This is a genomic window from Bradyrhizobium sp. KBS0727, assembly GCF_005937885.2.
In the GTDB taxonomy this organism is placed as follows: Bacteria; Pseudomonadota; Alphaproteobacteria; order Rhizobiales; family Xanthobacteraceae; genus Bradyrhizobium.
Map to the genome: position 1 here is coordinate 5,953,448 of NZ_CP042176.1, position 22,331 is coordinate 5,975,778.

Sequence of the window (22,331 nt, forward strand, 5' to 3'; positions counted from 1 at the left end):
ATCAGTTGTTTAGTGCTACTCACCTAGCTGGTCTAGCGTACCAAGTAGCGCTACGCAACTTATTTTCCTCTGACTTCGATCCTCCGCCCTTCAGGCGACGCTCCTTTGCCGTCCAATCCAATGACGTTCGAGATTCCTGATGAGTTGCTCACTCAGGTGACAAAACACCTGCTGATAGGCGTAGGTCGCCATGTACCTTCGAAAAAGATCAAGTGGCTCCGTTCGAACGCGCATTGCCTTTCGGTTTGCACCGGCGCTCACCAGGCCCGACCCGACCACGCCGGTGACACATCTCTCGATCGCAGCGTCGATCTCCGACCGCGGAACGACTTCATTCACCAGGCCACGGGATTCCGGGTCGTCTACGTAGAAAATCCTGTCAAAAAGGATTGCCTCCCGGGCAAGCCTTTCGCCAACGAAGCGAGCGAGCCGCAAGTTCGCCGCTGCCGGGATGATGCCCTCCTTTCTGGCAGGTAAACTGAAGTACGACCCGGCCTCCGCAACAACATAGTCAACGACGAGCAGAAGCTGGCACCCTCCTCCGATCGCAAAGGATTCGACGGCAGCTATCCAGGGCTTCTCGAGCGTCTGCTCGGGTTCATCATTCGGTTCTACCAAACCGCCGATCTGATCCGGACTTAAAACGCCGCGATACATCTTGTGGGCAAAACCCATGTCCCGGATCAGGTACTGCAGATACGAAAATTGGCCGTTATAGATCTGCGTGAGATTCGCTCCCGCGGAGAACACGCGCTTCCCGGCATATCGCGGATGATCCACATAGCCACCCCGGAGCACGCCAACCTGAAGATCAGGGTGCAGCAAGATCAGGTCGGCTGCGATCTCCAGCGGCAGGAATGTCGAATCGTCCTCGGCATTCAGGTAGGCGCTATTGTTGAAATAGATGTACCCCGCATTGCCCTTCGCTTCGACCTGAACAGTTCCGAGATCCAAACGCCTCTCACGCTTGAACGCGTTGAGAAGTTCGAGGGACTCCGCACGCGGCAACAACAGGCTTTTGATCAGATGATGGCCCAAGATGGGATCACTCAGTATCTGACTGAAGAAAAGCCCCTGGCTAATTTCGAGACCATCCTTGTCCTTCTGAAAAAGTTCGCGTTCACCGGCCAAGTCAGCCGCAGTGGGTAGCAACCCTGGAAGACGGCCTGCCGCCTGGATTGCCAACTGTTCGATGCGCATGGGAGACGCGCCGTCATTGGTAAGCTCGCGATAGACCTCACCGGCGTGATTGCGGAAGAACTTCCATGTCGTATCCGCGAGCAGATGCACAATTGTGTTGCCGGCACGTAGTTCGTCCCCGGTGCGGGTGGATCTCAGGGGAAGGGCCTGCAGCAGCCCCCTTCCCACTTCGCACACGCGCTGCGCTGCCGAGAGATCGGGTTCAAAGCTGACTGCGCCGGGATTGCTGCTTGCAGAAGCCCGGGTGGGGCTGCTCTGCAGGCTTTCAACAAAGCAGCGAACGCCGTCTGGCGGAAGTCCGGCCGCCAGGAGTCGGGGCTCGCGCTCGATCGGAGGAATGACCTCAATCATCGCATGTTCTCCATCAACCCTGTTTGCGCAAGGCAGCGATTCCGCCGCACGTCGAAACTACGCAGGCCGGTCAGCCTGGGGCAACTGATGCAAAGACGGCGGGCGAAGTCCGAGTTCCTGCGCCGACTGCTCCGCGAGCAGATATTTCTGGACCTTTCCGCTCGCGGTCATCGGGAACACGTCGACAAATCGAACGTAACGCGGGATCTTAAAATGCGCGATTTGACCACGGCAAAATTCTCTCAGTTCCGCGTCGGAGGGCCGTGGTCCGTTCTTCAGCTTGACGCATGCGCACAATTCCTCGCCGTATTTTTCATCAGGAACTCCGACGACCTGGGCCATCTCGACCTGCGGATGCCGGTGCAGGAACTCCTCTATCTCCGCCGGTGAAATATTCTCACCGCCCCGGATGACCAGTTCCTTCAGGCGGCCGACGATTTTGCCACAACCATCCTGGTCTATCATCCCGAGATCTCCGGTATGCATCCATCCATCTGCGTCAATCGCTTCGGCTGTCTTCTGCGGATCTTCCCAATATCCCAGCATAACCGAGTATCCGCGAACGCAGATTTCGCCGACTTGTCCTCGCGGGACAATCTCCGATCGCTCATTGACAACTTTAGCTTCGACATGCGGCACCACCTTGCCGACCGTGGAAACCCGCCGCTCCGCCGAGTCGGTCGGCGACGTGATCATGATTGTGGCGCTGGTTTCCGTCATTCCATAGCCGATAACGACCTGCTCCATGTGCATGTCAGTGATAACGCGCCGCATCAGCTCCATGGGTACCGAAGCGCCAGCGATGATCCCGGTGCGCAATGACGACAAGTTCCGCTGCTTGAAGTCCGGGCTCGCGAGTTCGGCGATGAACATCGTCGGCACACCATAAAGCGACGTGCAGCGCTCCCGCTCCACGGCTTTCAGCACCGCATCCGGCTCAAAGGCTTCGCAGGGATGAACGACTTTGGCGCCGAATAACATTGCTAGCAGATTGCCGCTTGCCATTCCGAAGACATGGTAGAGCGGCAGCGGCACACAAATGGCGTCCGACGAGGAAATCCCGCAGATCTTTCCGGTGAAGTACGAGCTGTTGAGCAGATTGCGGTGACTTAGGGTTGCTCCCTTGGGGCTTCCTGTCGTGCCGCTCGTGAACTGGATATTGATCGGATCGTCGCAGTTCAACCTGGCTGCGACATCGACAAGCAGCTGCCGATCCACTTCCTCACCGAATGCTGCAATCTCGTCGAATCGGAAGAATCCGCCGAGGCGTTCAGCTCCCAATTGAATTACGATTTCGAGTTTCGGAAGCCGCGCGGCTTTCAGCTTGCCGGCTACTGAGGCGTTCAGTTCCGGTGCAAGGGTCCGGACCATTTGGATGTAGTCGCTTCCCTTGAAGCGATCTGCCAGCACTAACGCCCTGCAGCCCGCTTTGTTGAGAGCGAACTCTATCTCGGCAACGCGATAGGCCGGATTCAGGTTGACGAGGACAAGCCCGAGCTTGGCGGCCGCATATTGGGTAACCGTCCATTCGGCGCAATTCGGCGCCCATATGCCGATGCGGTCGCCTTGCACCAGACCAAGCCTGAGCAGGCCGGAAGCGAAGGCTTCGACCTTGCTTGCCAATTCTGCATAGGTCCAAACAATCTGCTGGTGGCTGACAACAAGCGCGGTGCGATCGCCATGGCATTCAACGGTGCGGTCGAAGGCTGTTCCGATCGTATCTGACAGCAATGGAACATCGACGTCGCCGCGGACGTAGCTAACGCCCGAACCTTTCGCCCTCTCCGACATAAGCGTCCGCGCTCCCGGGCTATTAGCCCCACCGTGGTTTATAGTTGCTTAAAGCTACTTACAATGTATTGTAGCGTTAGGCAACTGACCACATCGAGAAAGCCGCCTCCTCGCTGCAGAACCGGATACCGGCAGGCGAATAGAGGAAAAACCGAACGCCTTGGAGGGAAGAATGTTCAGGACACCCGCGCGTCTCCGCCACGTCAGATTTGCAATTCCGTTGCTGCTCACGGCCGCGCTGAACGGCGCCGCATCTGCCCAGAAGAAGTACGACGTCGGCGCGACGGACACCGAGATCAAGATCGGGAATATCGTCGCCTACAGCGGCCCCGTCTCGAGTTTGGGCGTAATCGCCAAAATCGAGGACGCTTATTTCAGAAAGGTCAATGATGAAGGCGGTATCAATGGCCGCAAGATAAAGTTCATTTCCTATGACGATGCATACAGTCCGCCTAAATCGGTGGAACAGGCTCGCAAGCTCGTGGAAAGTGACGAGGTCTTGTTGGTTTTTAACCCGGTCGGCACTCCGTCGAATGTAGCGATCCAGAAATACCTGAATGCCAAGAAGGTTCCGCAGCTCTTTGTTGGCAGCGGCGCTACAAGATGGAATGACCCCAAGGATTTTCCCTGGACGATGGGCTACCAACCGAATTACCAGAACGAAGGACGCATCTATGCAAAGTATTTGCTGAGGGAAAAACCGGACGCCAGGATCGCCGTCCTGTATCAGAACGATGATCTGGGGAAAGACTATCTAAAGGGCTTGAAAGACGGCCTTGGTCAAAAGGCCTCGATGATCGTTGCCGCAGAAGGTTATGAAACGTCGGAGCCGACGGTCGATTCGCATATTGTCAATCTCAGGTCCACGGGCGCCGATGTCTTCATCGCTGTTGCGTTGACCAAGGTCGCCGCGCAATCGATCCGCAAGGTCGCGGAGATTGGATGGAATCCGCTATTCATCCTGTCCAGCATTGGATCTTCGATCGGCACGGTAATTCAACCTGTGGGCTTCGACAAAGCGCAAGGCCTTATTTCCACGGCCTATCTGAAGGACAGTTCCGATCCGCAATGGAACGACGACGAGGGCATGAAGAAGTTCTACGCTTTCCTTGCGAAGTATGCGCCTGACGCCAACAAAGCGGATTTCTTTGTCGTATATGGCTATGGTATCGCGCAGACGATGACAAAGGTGCTGCAGCAATGCGGTGATGACCTCACGCGCGAAAACGTCATGAGGCAAGCCGCCAGCCTGACTAATTTCATGCCCGACGTGCTGCTGCCGGGAATCTCGATCAACACCAGCGCTTCAGACTTCGCCCCGATTGAACAGATGCGGATGATTCGCTTGAAAGGTGAAAAGTGGGAGCTTTTCGGCGATGTCATCAACGGCAGTGACGAAGCAGGGAAATAGCGGCTGTTCCGTACGACAGGCGTCCATCTCGACTACGAAGTGTTTTTAACTGTCAGAGCTGATGGCCTTCGTTCGAGAGCCACTCTTGGTCTGAGCGGATGACGAAATGCGCGACAAGCTTGGCGACCCGGTATTTTGAACGGTGGATTGCCTTGCTTCATTTCTCGTGATGACTTCGACGTCATGAGGGTTTGGAACTTCTTTGCAGTTCTCGCAAACCACGAGTACCCGGAGTGGCTGGCCGCAAGACTTATGCAAAACGGAGGCGTCCGTCATTTCGGTTCCCAACCCGCGCTTGCCCCAGTCGAACAGGGTCAGAAGGACGGGACAGAGGGCCTTGCCCTTCGAAGTGAGATGGTAATCGTGCCTGGGTGGCCGGTCCTGATACTGAATACGATCGAGCAAGCCTTGTTGCACGAGCCGATCAAGCCGTGCCGTCAGTGTCGTTCGCGCGATCCCAAGGATACGATGGAAATGGTCGAACTTGGTTATTCCGGCAAAAGCGAGCCAGAGAACAAAAAAGCCCCACCTGTCGCCGATCGCCGCCAAGGTCCCGCCGACCGACGTGGGCCTGCCACCGGTGTATAATTCCGGACGCGAGGAGTATCTCACTTGCGCGCCGTCTTCCGGTGCAGGATCCTTGGCACTAAGGGGATTGATCGAGACATCTTCCGCCCGAACTTCCCTCCGGCATGCTTCACAAATGGCGGAAGGATGAAGCGGCTTGTTGCACGTCTTGTGACGAAGGCGAACCGGCGGTCCCTTCTCATGCGGAAGCCATTCGTCGCCCCATTTCATCAGCGAAAGGGCGTAGGGGTAGGTATCAAGGCCGCGTTCCGTCAGCCGGTACTCGTATCGGCGGGGACGCGTCTGATAACCCTTTTTCTTGAGAAGATCGCAACTGATCAGGAGCGCGAGACGGTCCGTCAAAGTATTCCGAGCAATATTCAAGTTTCGCTGGAAATCGTCGAACCGCCGCACTCCAAAGAACGCTTCCTGGTGGATGAGGAAGCTCCATGGGTCGCCAATGGCCTTCAACGCGTGGGAGAGTGGCGAAACCGTCGATTTCAACCGTTTGGTCAGGAAACGAACCCTTGCCGATGGTAATAAAGTTATCCTCCCACTAGCAGACATTGCCAGGTTTCACCACCCGTTTTACTTGGATACGCCCATTTGCTTGAGCTGGATCTTAAAGATCTTGGGTTAGCCCAATTCGCTACTCTGCTTTGACAATGATCTCGGCGGGACGCTTGTAGGGTGGCAGCCACTCGGCGCCCCATCGCATCAGCGCGCCGACCTCAACAGTGTGATGCCGGCTCACGAACGACACCACCCCTCGTTGCCGGAGACGTCGCGGCCGACCACCGCAACCTGTGCAACGCGTGGAAATAAGCGCCCTGACATCGACCTCTCTTCAATTCAGAATCATGACAATGACAGCTTATGCGTCGCGCAACTCTTTTAGGCGGCTTCGCGCTGGCGACGTCGCTCCGCCAAGTCCGTGATACGAACAACATTCGGCGGAAGATCAGCCTCGGCGGTGAGCGCTGGCTGAGCGACCTCGAGTTCAATAACTGCCGACTCGCAGGTTGCCACTTCGATTGATGTAAGGAAGGCGCGGCCGGCATCGGTGATCTGCCACCCGCTGTCGTCTCGGATCACATAGCCGCTGGAAAAGATGCTCAGGTCCGGCGCGCGCGCCGCCAGGCGCTTCATGCGGTCTGACCAATCCACGCCGCTAGACATTAGGATGGCGGCAGATCTCGTGACGTCAGCGTGCGTTGCTCGCCCTTCCGGGTGTCCCGCCAAGACCTTCAACGTCGTGATCTGAATGCTCACGCCACGCCCCGCAACAACTGATGACAATACGCAAAATAAAACACGAACGTATCTGCCTGTTGAGGGATATGTCGAGCGATTGCAGTCGACGGCGAAAGCGGCTTTGCCGAGTTTTCCCGACTGCGTCAAATTGGCAACAGATTATCAGTCATTGCCGAAACAGCCGAGCGCAAGCGCTTAGGGGTAGATGGAAAGGCTGCACCCGACTATCCGGCCGCCGCGGCGAGGCGGCAGGACGAGATCATGAATGATTTTCGACTTTGTCACTAACCAGCGAACGGCGAAGGCCCTGGGCATCACCGTGCCGACGTCGCGACTACCTCTGGCACTTGACTGAGGGACGTCTCGCGTTGGGGGCGGGTAAACGTCAGGGTGCGACTGGCGGTCCTGCCATCGGCGAATGACGCCTCGACCGCAACCGACCATTCGGTTTGATCGGCAGCGCTTTCACGGCCCTGCGAAAGATTGCCTGTCGGACGTTCGATAATTGCTTCAAACATGCCGAGATCATGGGGTATCCGGCGACCACCAATCGTGAGCGCCAAGCCCGCCCCCACCGCATCACCGTGCACAATTCCACGGACAAGAGCCCGGTTACCGAAATATGAGATAGGTTATGTCGATCGCCTGCTTCGGCCGCTCCTTGACGTCAATTGCCGCAATCAGACGATTTAGGGACGGCGAGCTGTCGGAAAATCGGAGCGTCCGCATCCGCCGGTCGGTCTCAAATCCGAGAGGTTGAATGATCTGCGTACCTGGTTTCCCTGAGGCATCAGCCGCTTGCACCTGCAACCGAGGTTTTTGGACTAACGACGCGTCACCAAAAGCGTTCGGTGAAAAGACGACTGAGTTCACGCCTCGACGCAGTGCACCTGCAGCGATCGGTTCAACAATCTCGGTCGTTCCTGTAGCACCTTCATCCAGGAATCCGCCGAAGGCAGTTCTGCCATTCAGCGAACGTCGGGTTCCGGCGGGTGTCCGTGCGGTCGGCGCGTCATAAACAAGTTCGGCCCGCTCGATCGCAGCTGGATCAATCGGCAGATCAAAAAAGAAGGACTGCAATTGAGTCGTCGGACTATCCGCCCTCTGCGGAGCAATCGGCCGGACAACGCTGGCTGCATAGGCCGGGCGGACTAGGTCCAGATTGGAGACTAAGAGAAATGATAATATGGATAGGAACGAAAGTGCATGTCCGACAAAACTGAATGCGAGCGTCAACAAATATCCAACAGACATCCCGCCCCCGCGCGAAGCCGAATGCAACCTCAAATCCACCGGTTGCCCCAAGAAAGGAGCCTAGTTGTAGCAAATCAAAATTGCAAGCAGGGCGCGACGTTAGACAAGAACACTACCCAGTTTCCGGCTATCCGACGCTTTCGCCGGGGCTAGCTTCGCTATGAGCCATTGAGTACCTCTTCCTTTGCAAACGTTTCACCGTCCCCAAGACACGACTGCGGGGTTAACATCTTCGACGCTAGCTGTGCACGATAACGAAGTTGGCTCTCAGACCTAGAAGCCCACGCAACTCTACGCGGTCGCTCATTCCAGTAGACAAAAGCGGCAGGGAATTGTCGACCCGCGGTCTTTCCGCACATGTCTAACGGGGTCTCACGGTGATGGAATTCGAGGCCATCTGCCTGGGAAAGGGCCGCACGAAAGATCATCAACGCTCATGGCCTACGGGTGACACCACCGCGTCAGGCATGCCGTCCCGTAGGAATTGCGTCGCTTCGCCAAGCGATTTCTGATCAAGACTCGCAGCTTAGCCACGATCGTCGAGGCCGTCCCATATCTGCCCGGTGGAGATGGGATCGAGCTTGTGGGCTTGGAGAAGGCCCAATCCCGCCAACATGGGACATGCTCCTGCTCTACATTCACTGTGGGAATCATAACCGAAGTCGAGACGAAATATCTGACGTCCTGAGCGCGGCTGATGCCGCATATCGGTCGATTTAGAGAATATTCTCAAGCTGAACCTCTCCTTCGGTGACCCCCGAATAATTCCCCTGCCTCTATTCCATCCATTCGGCCTGCCCTGTTCGCAATCCCACATTGACCGTGATGGGATTTTTCTTGATCTCCCGGTGCACACGTCGTGCACACGACAACTTCTAACCAATTGAAAATCTTCGACTCTCGCTCCAATCCATCATGGGCCAATTTGAGCTACCCCACGCCAAACAGGGGCAGCTCGAGCAAGCTTAACGACCAGCCGGCGCGGCTGCGACCCACCAGCGAAGCCTAAAGTTTGCGGAGCAGATCGAACCGCGGCTGATCATCACGGCCAAACCTTACCAGTCTGCAACGATCGGTTCTCGATCGATAGACTGATAAGCTTTCGTATGAAGCCTTCTGAGCCAGCAGACTGGCTCCATTTGTACGATTTGATTGTTGGTTGGCAGACTGACTCCATTTCACATATTTGCTTGCCAGTTCGCCCAATGACTCCATCCTTACAAACACTTCGTAAATTGGCGGGCTGGCTCGTTTCGCATGTTTTCATGCTAATCTGCTGATAGATCCATAGCCCCAGCAATTGCTTCTGCCGTCCATTCTTAGATCGAGGAGTAGTCGAGCGAGCCGCGACTGTCAGTCATTTGACGTCGCTATTTTCCGCAGCCTGGGATCGCTCGCAATTGCTTTCAGCGCTGACGCATCAAACAAATCCGCTGCCCGCGGCTTCACGTTAATGATCCCCACGTCGGCCATTTCATCGATAATGCCTGACAATGTCGTCTCCACCTCCGCAGGCCCATTGGCATTGTCGAACCGCGCAAGCTGGTCCTCGAAGGGTGGCGGCAGACCGTTGAGCAGTTCCCGGACGGCCTCGCCTTCTGAAATCGGAATGTCTCGTTCTGCATAAACGCGTTTGATGTCACCGACCCATTTCTTCGGATTTTTTCTCATCAGGCCAATGCGCGCAAACTCGTTGGCCAGTTCTGTGTAAACAACCGCGGGATCCGAAACATTGGTAAAATCGGCAAACGTCACGAAGAACGTAGGAAGTCCGACGTCGGCCGACATGCATTGTGCCACGAAGTCGTGCTTCGGCTCGAGGGCGGTTCCACGAACCCGCAACAACTGTGGCCCCCACAGTCCGCCTCCGGCAACCGTACCGCCGCGCAATCCATTAATTGTATCGGAAATGGAGCTATCGGCCGGGATCGAAGAAGACGGCAATTTGTTCGCCTCCATGCACTTCTTGAATACCTTGGTCAGGAGGGAGCGAGCCGGAACGCTAATCCGATTGGACGACTGTCCGGCTTGATCGGCACGACCGACGATTCCCGCGCCCGAAATCGGGGAACGCGCCAGCGCGATGATCTTGTATTGCGACATTTTGTCGTTGAACGTCGTGTACTCAAATATGCCTCTCCAGACGTCTCTATTGAGACGCCTGTCGGGCCCTTCAGCTGCAAAGGCGACGCACGAAATGGAGCTCGAAAGCGCGCCCATAAAAAGCAGCACCGAAAATCGCTTCATCTAGGTCGACCTCCGATTGCGCATCAAGGCGCTTAGTTTGGTGGCGCGATCACTTGCGTATTCTCTTCGGCATTCCTCGGCATCCTGCTGTAATGCTGGTGATTTTTATGCTCATTACGCAACTTCGTATTAAATTTGTCCCACGGTTTGTTCAAACGATCGATAGTTCCAGGCTTTGTCATCCTTTCGAGCAAGTCTGGGCCATAGTACTCGTCGATATCCGGTTGCGCCCGAAAGGATTGGAAAAGAGACGAACTCGCATTATGATTTCCGGGGTCGTAGACTGGATGACCATTCACCAGATTTATATCCACAGCATTTCCGGTTGGATGGCGTCCGGCGTCGTGGCCACCCACGCTGCTGTTGATGTTCACAGACCACACCCCTGGTGCTTGAATGACAGCCCGCTCGACCATGCGTGCGGTCGCAGTTCGCATTGGGCGATGCGTAGATGGACCACCGGGCACATCATTCCGGAATGAAATTTGAACGCCGGCATGATGATTTGGCCCTGCCAGGACGGAAGCGATGACTGACCTCCAAAATTGAGGTTCCGCCATCGAAAACGAAGACTGGCTCCGCGACAGACCTGATCGTATTCCCGACTCTTGTGGATACGCATCAATAGTCGCCATACTGCAGTCCTCATTTGCGCAAGTGTAAGCTCCTCCGACATCGACATTTGAAATCGGGTTTTGGCCTGCAAACTGGTAGCTTGCCAGGTTCTTTGATGCATAAACACCGCCATTCAGGCCGCCCGAGAGATAAGCGCCTAGAGCGGGATCCGGGCGCAACCAGATCGACAGGCGGTTGTCGTAGGACCTCATCCCAAAATCGATGATCCCAGCCTCGTCTTCCTCCTTGCCGTTAAATCGATAGTGGGGCAGCCCCGCCGCTTCCCGGCTTGTCTGGGGGCGCTTCCCCCCGCCTGGAAATACAACCAAATTGTCGTCAAGCGACCTTTCGCGTTCGTTTAGGATCTCGCCAAAGGTCGCATATTCGACCTGCTGGTGTAGACGCGCCGTCTGCGGCTTGCCCAGTGTCGAACGTAACACATCGGAGACGTTTCGGGTTTGCAGTTGCGCGTGATAAGTAAACACCTGAGTTTCGTCGCCACCTTTATCGGGCAACCAGACGGAGGCAAGTCGGGCGCTTCCCGCAAACAGGTGTAGCAGCGCCTGGGGCTTGCCGTTTCCGCGCCGTGTTACAGTCAATAGCGGATCAAGGTATAACGTGTCTGATATGCGGACATCGGTAAGGCGCGTGTCCTTGGGCGTGGTAGGCGGCGCGGCCCATCCCTCCTCATTTCGAGACTTGTAAAGTCGCTGTCCATCGAAGCTGTATTCGGAGTCTATGCGGTCGTACCAGGCAGAGATCCGCTTGTCGTTCTTTGTAAATTCGGACTTTTCCTTGCCGGCGAGCGTTTGGCGGAGGGTATCTTCGGCATACCAGTGATAGCGCCGCTCAAGCTGATCCTCGGCGCAAAGTACCTTTTTGTCGCAGACCACAGCCGTCATACGACCGTAGTTGTCGAAGCCCATTTTGATCCCGAAGCCCTGCGCAGCGGCCGGCCCCTCTTTTGTCGAACGCGATATTGTCCATGGCGCGTGACGCGGATAATCCGCGTTATCGCTATAGGAATATGCGAGGGACCGGAGGCTATTCCTGACTTCGGTCGATCCCAGTTGTCGCCGTTCTGCCGTTCGATGCATCCGTTCGACCGTGTGGTCGGCCAAAAATGAGAAAGTTTCCTCAAACTTCAATTCGAACGGGGCTGCAGAATTTACCGTGGCTGTGGTCAACGGATCACTCTTCGCCGAACTCTCAAACGTTCCGATCTTTTTTGAAGCGGATCTGACTCTATTCAGTTCATCGTAACGGAAGGCATTGTCAGAGCCGGTTATCAGCAGGCCCCAGTTTCGAGCATCATCAGGCGAGATAGAGTCGCAATTTTCGCCGATTGAGATCTCACGGCAATCTGCCCGGTAACGAGGCTTGTTCGTATATGTCAGGACATTCCCGCCCGGGTCATAACGGTAGGTGAGGTTCTGGAATAGGATGGGCGATGGCCGCGTCACGCAGTCGGACGACGCGCCTGGATCATTACAACCGATTCCGATCTGGGAAGAAGATGCGATCAGGCGACTGGATGCCGCATTGTATCGATTTTCCGTCGTCACGCCGTTCTCATATTGAACCCGGACAACATTTCCGCGGGAATCGTATTTTACGTCTTTCAGGACGGCGATTGGCGTCGTACCAGCACTCGCAATCGACACCGACTGTAGCTGTCCGGCCACGGTGTAGGCTTGCGAGATCTCGCGGGTCACCGACATACTATCGTCCGGCTTGCCGCGAAATGCCGGGACGTCAGCGGAGACGCTTGTCTTCGCCAGTGATCCCCAGGCGTCGCGCTCGTATCTTGTCGTGACGTGATTTGTTTTTCCAGGAACGAGCTCGGCTAAGCTTGCTATGAGCGCCCTGCTGGTACTCGCTGGCAATCCCAAGGCGTCATAGGCAAAAAGCGCCTTGCCTGCATTGTCTTCTACTTCGAGTACCCTCCCCACGACGTTTCGCTTGAAGCCATCAACGTCCGATGACGAGCCATACCGCATGATGGATCCGCGTGGGGCGGGCTCCTGTGGCCAAACGTAGCGTGTTTCCTTGACCAGCGGGCCGATATACGAGGATTGCACCACCCGCGTCAGGCGAGCCTGATCTTTCGCTTCCGGAGTTCGACAAGCCGGCCCGGCGCCAGGCGACGGTTGTCCCGCTGTCTCGACAGCCCAATCAGTTGGAGTGAGCTCGTTGCTCGCGATCTTGTCGCGGTGCGGCCCGTACCGGTCACAAACGACATTACTGGCTGCGTCATACGCCCGGAACTGGAAGCCGCGGTCCGGATCGTTCACGAACAATCGCCGGCCGAGACGATCATATCCCAGCTGGATAGCTGCGTCTGATGTGCTAGCGGCAGACAGCGAGGCAGCGGCAACCCGATTCGGCAACCGCACGGAAACCAGCTGATTTAGCGCATCGAAATTGTAGGCGGTAAGCGAGACGACGCCTTTGTCGATCGCTCCGTCGTCATTGCAGTCATAGGCCTGTTGCTCGCCATCAGCGGCGCCAACGGACTTGATGCGCTCATTTGCACCCGTGAGGACCTCCCCGGCCAGCGGACTGCTGCCTAATCCCACCTTCGCGCTGCCGGGTGTAAACACTTCCGCAACAGATCGAATGTTGCCGCGGATGTCGCGATCAATAACTGAGGGTACGCAGAGTGAGTTTCGAGCTGTCGTTCGATGCCTGAGTTGAGCCCCTGCCCGTCCCGCTTCTGTCGCGACCGAGTATTTGAATTGGTAAGTGTTGCCGTCCGGAAGTCTGGTCGACAGCGTCCGGTCGAAACCGTCTAAGGACAACTTCGTAGACGGAGCAGTCGTGTCGATTGTATATCCAATCGCCTGGATGTCGGCGGCGACCTTTCCTTCGAGAGCTTTGGGCAAGAACTCCTGAACTGGCCTGAACAGCCGGTCCTTCAGAACCGCGCCTGTAACGGTAAATTCGGCGGTGGCGGTACAGCTGCCTGGACGCCAAGCCTCGCCACTTGGCTCACATACCGCGGCTGGCGAGATAGTTTGCAACGATTGTCCTAACTGATCGAAGAGGTGCTTGGTCGGCAACGACAGAACATCGTTCGCAACGCTGAAACTGCCGGTGGAATTGTACAAACCAGCCGTCACATGAATCGTAACGATCGCTGTTGGGCCAACAGAATGACCGGCATCGCCGTCTAGTCGATTTGTGAAGTTAATAAGCGGCCTCAGCGCGGCGTTGGTTCCGGCAAACTTGCCGGCCAAATAGCTATCGAAAGGTGCCTTCGACCAATCCGGACAATCTATCGAGCAGGCGGCGCCGAGCGATGCCCACGAACCCAAGACATCCTTGGGCCGGCCAAAACCATCCAGCCGTGTGAGGAGCAAGTTCCGGTTCGGATCAATCGATAAAGTCGGGACCGCATGCCGGTAGTCGACTATGACCGATCGCGAGATTATGCCTCCAATCTCGCTCACGCCATCGAGGCACGGAGCGTCCGGCGGAAATAGAGGATCTGGCACGGAGCCATCTTCGTCGCCGCCAAGACGGCAATAGTCTGTTTGTTCGCCGGATTCCACGATACTCAAATATCGATCGTACCGATATGTTTTCGCGACAAATGTACGGCGGGAGCCCACGGGGCCTGCATATCGCACCAGGTTTCCAAGCGCGTCATACGAATAGGATTTTTTGACAACACCCGCACGGGACGCAGCCAGCATTGAAGCTCCGCGTCCAGGATAGTTCGGCGCCTTCTCACAAGGGTCTGGCCCATTCAAATTTTCAAACGAGCAGAGTGCCGTTCGGGCACCCGTGCGTCGATCGTAAGCCGCCGAACGATGTCGCTCTGCGACCCGAATCCTTGACGACGAAGCAAGATCGGTGGCATCGGCAGCGCCAAACGAAAACTCTTGAGCTTGAGCGGCAGGCGCGTCCAGGGCTGGCGCCGCCACCTTCTTGGCAAAGCTCGAGATCGTGACTTCGCGCACAAGATTGCGTTGCTCAACAAGGAGAGTTCCACCTCCACTGGCCCCGTGCGTGAAGATCGGTCGCACGCCCGTTTCGTAGATCAATTTCGAGCAAACCGCTGCTCGCAACGCGGTCACCGGAATCAGACGATTCGACGGCTCGGTAGCGGGTTCGTCCTCAAGACCGGCGCCGCTTAAATCGCCTAAATCGCAAACCTCCTCGCTGCGTCCATATTGATCCGGTTTGAATTGGACAGCCGTTCGAAGCGGCCAGTTAGCGGCAGAATTTACTTCCCGAGTCAGACGAACGGTTTGGACTAGAGCCGGGGTCAGTCTTCGTGGACTCCGGTCAAGCAAAGGGTTCTCCAGATCATCATTCGGTGGCCGCAAATCGTCTCTGCAGCGAGCCGGCAGGCGATCGCTCGAAATGAGGCCGGCATCCAACACGTCAGTTCGGCCGATCCGGACGTTATGACAGACGAAGCGCGCGGGACTGGAAAGCGCAGTATCGACCAGAACGTAACGATTGCGTATTACTCTCAGCGGTATCCTTGACGCAGCGGCGCCAGCCGTCAGGTCGTAGACTTCTTCCGACAGAAGCAGCCCACTCTCGTAAACAGTGCCATTAGAATAGTGACGGACGGTCTTGCGGATACCGTCAATTATTTCATCCTGCTTCGGATCCCCGGCAACTTCGATCAACGACCTGGCTTTGCCGGGCTTGAGGCGACAACCCTCGACCATTTCGACTCGCCCAAAGCCCAGAAAGCGCCGCTCGAATCGCTCGTGCAGGCCGTCTCCGTACAATAGGCAGGTGACTCGCTCACCTTCAGCCGAAGCATCGGCCGCGGAAAACCCTCTGTTGGTCGAGATCGAGGACAGCACCCAATGGCTGGTGGGATCACGATCGCTTGGCATGGTCCGACGAAATTCGAAAGCGAAATTAGGCGTACCGGTCCTGTTGGTCGGCAGGAACACGCCACTTAAGAGACCATGCGAGCCAAGGTTATTCGGCACAACCTCGGCCTTGTTGTTGTCGAATCCGAGAGCGCCGGCACCGTTGCCGAGGCCTTCGCCAACCACGAGATCCGGCAATCCATCTCCGTCCACGTCTCTGAACGCGACCGGTTGGCGCGTCACCGAATCCGAGACCGCGACGTTCGGGTTGATGGCAATATAGATCGGCGGCAACCACCAAACGGGAATAAAATAGGAGAAGGCGCCGCCAGCTGACGTCGAGTCAGCTTCGGTTCGTCCCAACCCCCCTGGCTTTAGTCCAGATGGAATTGTACCAATCTCAACAGGATTCGCCGTAAACCCCGTTCCGGTATTCAACAATGCCTTGATCTTGTCCCCTGCAAGATAGACAAGATCCGGGAGTCCGTCGCCATTGACATCCAAAAGCACACGATCCTGACGCGACGTATTCAGATTGGCGGAAATCCCACCCTGATATCCCCCGTCGTTTTCGCTGTTGGAATAACCCGCCGAGATTCCGAATCCGGTAGAGTTCGATCGCTCCCCCAACACCCCTCTTGCGCCGAGCCAGTCGACCGGATTGGAGAACCCGTAACCCAGATTCAGCCAGACCTTCACCGCGCATGGGCTCGGCTCCCCATCCTTGAGCGGGTCAATACAGTCTCCGCCCTCAACAAGGTCGGCGAGGCCGTCGCCATTCATATCGATGAAGTCGCGGCGGCGCATGGACGCGCCCTTGTTCAGGTTTGCAGTCAGACCGTATGTCGCGAAGCTGGGATCTTTGCCTTTAGTAGGTTCGTTCAGCGTTATGCCGCCAGCACTGCCTCCCGTGTTGCCGCGTCCTCCGTTGGTATCCTTTGGATACGTATGCGGCGGCGATCCGATGCTGATGCTTCCGCCATATGTGTTTGCGTATGTATTTCGTACGACGTCAGAGCCAGGCACTGCATTGCTGTTGCACGCCGTCGCATGCCCGTTCCACGGACTATTTGCGCCACACCGAAAATATCCACCAGGTCCGGTAAAATAGATTTTTCCATCAACAAGGATATCCGGAAATCCATCACCATTAAGATCGATAATGTCTGTTTTCGTGGTCGTATCCGTCCGGGAATGTGAAATTCCGCCGGGGGAGAAAGATGCAGCTTCACTGTGGACCTCTGCTGTCGACAATTTGGCTATGCCGCGCAACCCGACTGCGGTAGGCGCAGCAATTTGCGCCCGAACATTCGACAACTCCTTCTCAACGCCAATGTGCAGGTCCTTCAGGCCTATACGCGAGGCGCTCATTAAATCGTCGGAAATCCAGATCGCGTTGTCCGGACCCATACTGCAGATCGATGGATCCAGCATGGCTTCCGACGCAGCGCCAATCTGCGCATTATCAGTGGAAGTGAACGTTGTTGTCCGGCCGAGCGTCTTCAAGGCATCCGGGACGCTGAGTTGGGCCCGCATGTTCGCCGCCTTGGGATAGTTGCGGCGAGGGTTAAATTGACACGCCTGTCTCGAGTCCGGAGTATCCAGAGAATTGTCACTGGTCGCCTTTGGTACACGATACTGGACCGAGAGCGGGTAGACGGGCACCGCGGCCCCCCCAGAACTGTTGGATAGATCCTTGCATTTGCCCTCGTTTGTCTCGTCTCCGGAATTTGCGGGCTTTAACTGGCAGTCCCCCGTACCGTTCTGGAGGCCGCCAACTTCTTTCTGCAACTGGGTGCTGAATCTTGAACTTTTCTCGCTCAGTGCTGCGAACGTTGCCAGCGGCCTGAGATCCGACGCCTGCATCGCGATTGGGGGCGAAACGGCTCCTGATGCAGTTGGAGGATCTTCGTACCGTACCGCCATGCCTCCCCACCCGCGAAGGCCTTCAGGCGACAACGCCTCGGATCGCTGATTGTAAGTCACGAGGTCTTCAGCAAGCAGCGTCAAAGGCGAGGTCGGCGATACGGTCGGGGCTCGCCCGGGATACTCGACCACGGCACCCCCAATCGGACAAATCCTCCCGCGTTCCGCATTTTGATCCGTCGGCGCCGGACGCGCAATCGCGTCCTGACACACCTGCGCGCCGGACAATCCGGCAGCAGCCGCGTAATCGAATTCGCCTACCTTTCCGGTATCCTCGATGACCGTCTCCAGCACAATCTGGGCGCCAGTCTCAGGGGCGCAGATTGCATAGCCAGTTTCCGCTTGATCGAGTATTTGCGGCAGGCGGGAACCGTCGAAATTGGGAAGTACCGGGAATTTGAAGTTCGACGTAAATGCCGTTCCGGCTAGTCGCTGGAGGCCTCCGTTACGAAGACGCGCGTGTTGCAACACTGCCTCTCCGGCGACCCGCGTATCGGCGAATGCACGTTCATTCGCCTCGAGCCCACCACGCAAGTGGCTTAACTTTACAGGAACAGTTTTATTCGTAGCCTCGTTAAAGATAGCAAAAGGGGTCACCGGCAAAGGCATCAATCCCGCATCGGTTCTGATGTACGCGGACGTCCTTAGTTGAGCAACGACAGCGTCCAGCGTAGTGTTCGACGCCGCGCCGCCGACGATTTTTTCTCGCAGCGAAAACCGATACTCACGTAATGGTGTCGCGCCCGGCTCAGCCCAGCATCGAAGGATCGACGAGTCTGATCTTGCGTCGGGCGCCAGTCGGAACTCCGAATGGCGTCGCTCGATTCTAAGCGGGTTCGGTGGGATGCTGTTTGAGTTGCCAAACGAAGTCGTCGACCCCACCGCCGCTCCGAACCGTGGCAACACAAAATACTCTTCGTAGGCCCCACGACAGGCAAGTCGTGCCGGATGATCGGCCGTGAATTTTTCGCGATCAGCGGCGTCCAGTTTCTGAAACGCGGGATCCAAGTAGATTTGCGGTGCGGCGCCTGAAAAGCATTCGGACAAAGCCAGTTCCTGGCCTTTTCCAGGTATTCTTGGACTGGAACGATCGGTTCTTTCGCCCGAACTCGCAACGGTTTGTTCAACAACCTCGATAGCGGCTGTAAAGGAAACCGTGAACGGATCCGCCCCCTCCTTGTTGCCGGCACCAAGGGACCTGATCCACTTCCAACGACTGCCATCTTCCGGCCAAAACCCGTAGCTTTGAGCGAATAGATTCTGCAAGTCATCGGCAGACGCAGGAATCGTACTCTGCAGAAATATGCACAGCAACTGGCTGCTTCTTACGAACAATTGGGTTTTCGAACTCGAATCGGAAGAGAGCCGATAGCGACCTGGATCCCGCTCCATCCACACTGCGGGCACCCAGGAAGACGTTCCTCCAATCAACCGCTCCATTTGGAACGGTGTCGTGCTGCGGGCCGGATCGCAGGAGAACTTTGTGCTTCCCTGGTTTCTTGCGTTATCGAGCTCATTCTGATCCTTTGGCGGATCGATTAGTTGGTAGGTCAGCCTGACACGTCCGCTCGTTTGCGGTTTGACGAGTGAACCCGCGAAATTGACTTTACCGGTCTTCGGTGAAGACCAGGCCCCTAACGTTGACGCTTGCGGTGTCGCCTCGGCCGACGCGCCGTAACGAACCAAACTGCGCCCCCAGGGGTCACATAGTCCGACATCAGCCTCGCCGACTGGCCAACTGGCTCCTGTTTCGTCCTTGGTTCCAACAGATGCGCAATCCGATCCACCGGTGCGCAGCGAAGCCAACACAACGTCCAATCCCTGGGTGGCCTCGCCAGAACCCGATCCTGTCCGCGTGTAATCGAGGAAGAGGCGCCGGGAAACGCCGCCGGTAGCCCCGTTTGTGTTTAGGTCCGTCGCTTTTATGTAGTAAACCTTCGGGTCCCACCGGATGACGTCGAGCGAGCCATTGTCGATCGCATCGACACGAAAAGCGATGACGTCGCCCTTGCGAACTGTGACAGCTGAACCCTCAACGGCGCCAATACTGCTCTTGAGCGCGGCGAGATTCCCTTCGAAGCATTTGTTCTGAAGATCTGCTGGCCATCCAGCCTGCTCCGTCAGCTTGTTGCTTTCGCAAATCGACGACAAAGCATCGCTCGGACTGCCACGCTCGATCGAGACAATCACCCCGTCCTGGTTACCATAGGGTCGGTCGCCGACTGCTGGCTGCGGCAGCAGCGTTGGCGTGCCCTTCACGACAATCTCACCGTCGAACGGAGCCTTCCAATAGCGGACCGTGTCGTATCTCGGATGTTTATGGCTCTGTGGGACCTGCACCCTCTTAGTCATGTTATCGGCCACCGAGTTGGCGTCAGGGATCGGGTTTAGATCCCTTACGAGCCCGTCAATGTATGGCGATTGCGACTCAAATTTAACTTCGCCGCCGGCGGGACTAGCCCCTGTCCGGCTCGCGTTGAAAAGCACGGATCCGGGAGAGACCGCGTCCACCTTCCCATCGCCGTCCATATCGACGAGATAGTTGGTCTGGATCGTGCTCGATGAGCCGCCAGAAATGCCGAAGAATAGCGAGAACGGATGAGCCTCGACAGACCAACTGTCCCAATAATGAACAGGTTCTCTCTGGAACGCGAAATCGCTAGGAAGCGTCTTTTGAATCGGGCTGTCTCTAAACGTAAGCAGCCCGGCACTGTTCAACGTTCCAGCTAAAATCGAATAGCCGTCTCTACCTCTAATGATCAGATCCGGAATGCCGTCCCCGGTCACGTCGAACAATAGCGTCGGATCCAGGTAGCCGTCCCTTGACGCAAACGAATATCGGAACCCGGCCGAGAAACTCTTCTCCGGAGATATCAAAGCTATGCCGGCATACAATCCGCCGGTCGTTTCGGATACGGCGGAGCTTCCGAGAAGGCTCGCATTGAACGGACCCTGGGCTCCGAGACCAAACAGGTCGTGCAGCGCGTTGATACGAGTTCCCAGATCGACATCAAAAGGTTGGCTTGAAGCCAGGCGAAAGTGCTCGCTGTGTCCATCGCTCGAACCGACGAACTGCCGATTGTTATACTCAAATCTCGTGGTCGCTTGCGACCCGGCAAGCGGGGCGTCGCTTTTCGGAAGACTGCAATCCGAACCGGCAACTGGAAGCAGCGCTTCATTCGACGCGAGTGATACGGCAATTTTCGACCCCGCATCATCTTCCGATACGCTCTTGGTTACGGTCGTGAGCCGCTGCTTCGCCGCATTGCTCCCAGTGTAGAGAGGATCGGCCGCGTAACCGAAACTGTAGCGGACGAACGGCGCCGAGCATGCCCAAGCCGGACTTATGATATCGCCCGACTTGCTGCGAAAACGAACGTCAATGGCCCCAAGCAAGTCACCGGATTTCAACATGCCGCCGAGCCGGCCATCCGTCCGTTGAAACTTGCCTTCACCCGGCTTCCACGAGAAGTTCACCTCGTAAAGCGCCAGGTCGCGCTTGCAGCCCGCCAAGTCCTGTCGCGCTTCTCGGCACCTGAGGATTGTCTCTTCCAGGGCGCGGTGTCCGTAGTAAGTCACCCGAGTCAAATAAAGATCATTAGCGCGCAAATCTGCATTGGTATCGGGCCCCTGACATGGGCCGCCGGCGATCTGGCATTTGTAGTGCCAATCGTAATCAATAATGTTTCCGAACGCGTCCACCTCCCGCGCGAGCCCCCAGCGGACAATCGCGTTTGGGGTTGCGGCAACTGAAAGTGGACCAGTGCGCAGCGTCGCTTGGCTCTCGAATGTGGGCGAGTCCGCCGTGCCGAGATCACCAGCGAAAGCACTCGGTAGTCGCCCGGGTGCCTTGCCGAAATACATCACCTTGACGATTTCGCCTTGACCGTTCTCTTGCCAGGCCTCCCACCAGTATTGGGCGGGATCATCGCCATACCGGTTAAATCGCCAAAGCCCTTCGTCGCGCCTTAGAACGAATTGAGCTTTGCCGGTTTTTCGCGGACGAAGCTTCGTCGCGCGATGCGGTTGCGGAACCAACTCCAGGGACGCGGCCCTTATGTCGGCCGTCGAGCCATCTGACTGGGAAGGAGGCAATGACGCAATCGCAGCATCCGGAAGAAAGTCACCAGCTTCTGCGACAAGCTGCTCGCCGTTAAACAGATAGGTTTCCGTTTCAAGTTTGGGATCAAAGACGGGCACACCCCATCGTGTTTCAATCGAAATTGAGGGAGTGCTCAGACTCCAACCTTCTCCCAGGTTTCCGTATCCCGATCCAGACACATACGAAACAGCGAAATTGGGCTTTAGCTCTCCCCGGTTGGCGGCTGGTAAGTCGATCGGAAATTGCAGCTTGAGCTCACCGGTTTGATTTGGCGCTGGGGCCGAAACCATCGATATTCCACCGAGCGGATTGGCAGAACGTAACTGCTTCATCGAGTCCGTGGAAAATGATGCTGGCGGCCTTTCGGGTCGCTCTCCGCTTTTGAGGACTCCATTGAAAAACCGTCCAACCTGATCATTCAGGGTGGCGACAGTTTTCTTGTTCTCGATGTCGACAAATGCGTCCATCGACTTGATCGTCGCCGCAGCATAGTCAATCCGAAACAATTGAACTTCGGATGGAGACACATCGTCCGGAAGCAGGGACCGATCAAAAGGAACCTCGATCTTGACGGGTTCTTGTGAGAGCACCGAAAACGAGGCGCACTGCTTGGTGACGTTCAGAACCTTTGAGTCGGAATTCCGGTTGCCATCTTCCTCGCAACTTACCAACACGCTGACATCTATTTGCGCTGCGCTCTTTGACAAAACGGCACGCCGTCGGACGGTCATTCCAAAGGCAGTCGCCTCCTCCATACCAGGCGAGAGCCTCA

The 22,331-nt window shown here is 56.5% G+C and carries 8 protein-coding genes; 1 reads left to right on the plus strand and 7 read right to left on the minus strand.

Annotation, left to right across the window (positions count from 1 at the left end):
- Positions 1-90 precede the first annotated feature (90 nt).
- Both FFI89_RS27930 and FFI89_RS27935 read right to left on the minus strand, forming a co-directional pair.
- Positions 91-1,551: an enoyl-CoA hydratase/isomerase family protein gene (locus FFI89_RS27930; RefSeq protein ID WP_138830748.1), complete on the minus strand. Its 1,461-nt coding sequence runs from the start codon at positions 1,549-1,551 to the stop codon at positions 91-93.
- Positions 1,552-1,608: 57 nt separating this feature from the next.
- Entirely contained in the window at positions 1,609-3,342 is a 1,734-nt protein-coding gene (locus tag FFI89_RS27935) for an AMP-binding protein (RefSeq protein WP_138830749.1), read from the minus strand.
- A 172-nt stretch (positions 3,343-3,514) separates the two neighbouring features.
- Here FFI89_RS27935 and FFI89_RS27940 point away from each other — a divergent pair, with 172 nt between their 5' ends.
- A complete protein-coding gene (locus tag FFI89_RS27940) occupies positions 3,515-4,753 on the plus strand; it encodes an ABC transporter substrate-binding protein (RefSeq protein ID WP_138830750.1) in 1,239 nt (412 codons plus the stop codon).
- 45 nt (positions 4,754-4,798) lie between these two features.
- On the opposite strand, the gene FFI89_RS27945 is transcribed toward FFI89_RS27940, so the two are convergent.
- From FFI89_RS27945 to FFI89_RS27965, 5 genes are all read right to left on the minus strand, one after another.
- Positions 4,799-5,824 carry a helix-turn-helix domain-containing protein gene (locus FFI89_RS27945; RefSeq protein WP_168213074.1) on the minus strand — a complete coding sequence of 342 codons (1,026 nt, stop codon included), beginning with the start codon at positions 5,822-5,824 and terminating at the stop codon, positions 4,799-4,801.
- A gap of 390 nt (positions 5,825-6,214) precedes the next feature.
- Positions 6,215-6,469 (minus strand): hypothetical protein, encoded by a 255-nt coding sequence (locus tag FFI89_RS27950; protein WP_138830752.1) that lies wholly within the window; start codon positions 6,467-6,469, stop codon positions 6,215-6,217.
- A 717-nt stretch (positions 6,470-7,186) separates the two neighbouring features.
- Positions 7,187-7,810, minus strand: coding sequence for a hypothetical protein (locus tag FFI89_RS27955; protein ID WP_138830753.1), 624 nt, complete (start codon positions 7,808-7,810; stop codon positions 7,187-7,189).
- A 1,371-nt stretch (positions 7,811-9,181) separates the two neighbouring features.
- Positions 9,182-10,075 carry a hypothetical protein gene (locus tag FFI89_RS27960; RefSeq protein WP_138830754.1) on the minus strand — a complete coding sequence of 298 codons (894 nt, stop codon included), beginning with the start codon at positions 10,073-10,075 and terminating at the stop codon, positions 9,182-9,184.
- A 32-nt stretch (positions 10,076-10,107) separates the two neighbouring features.
- Entirely contained in the window at positions 10,108-22,290 is a 12,183-nt protein-coding gene (locus tag FFI89_RS27965) for a SpvB/TcaC N-terminal domain-containing protein (protein WP_168213075.1), read from the minus strand.
- Positions 22,291-22,331 lie beyond the last annotated feature (41 nt).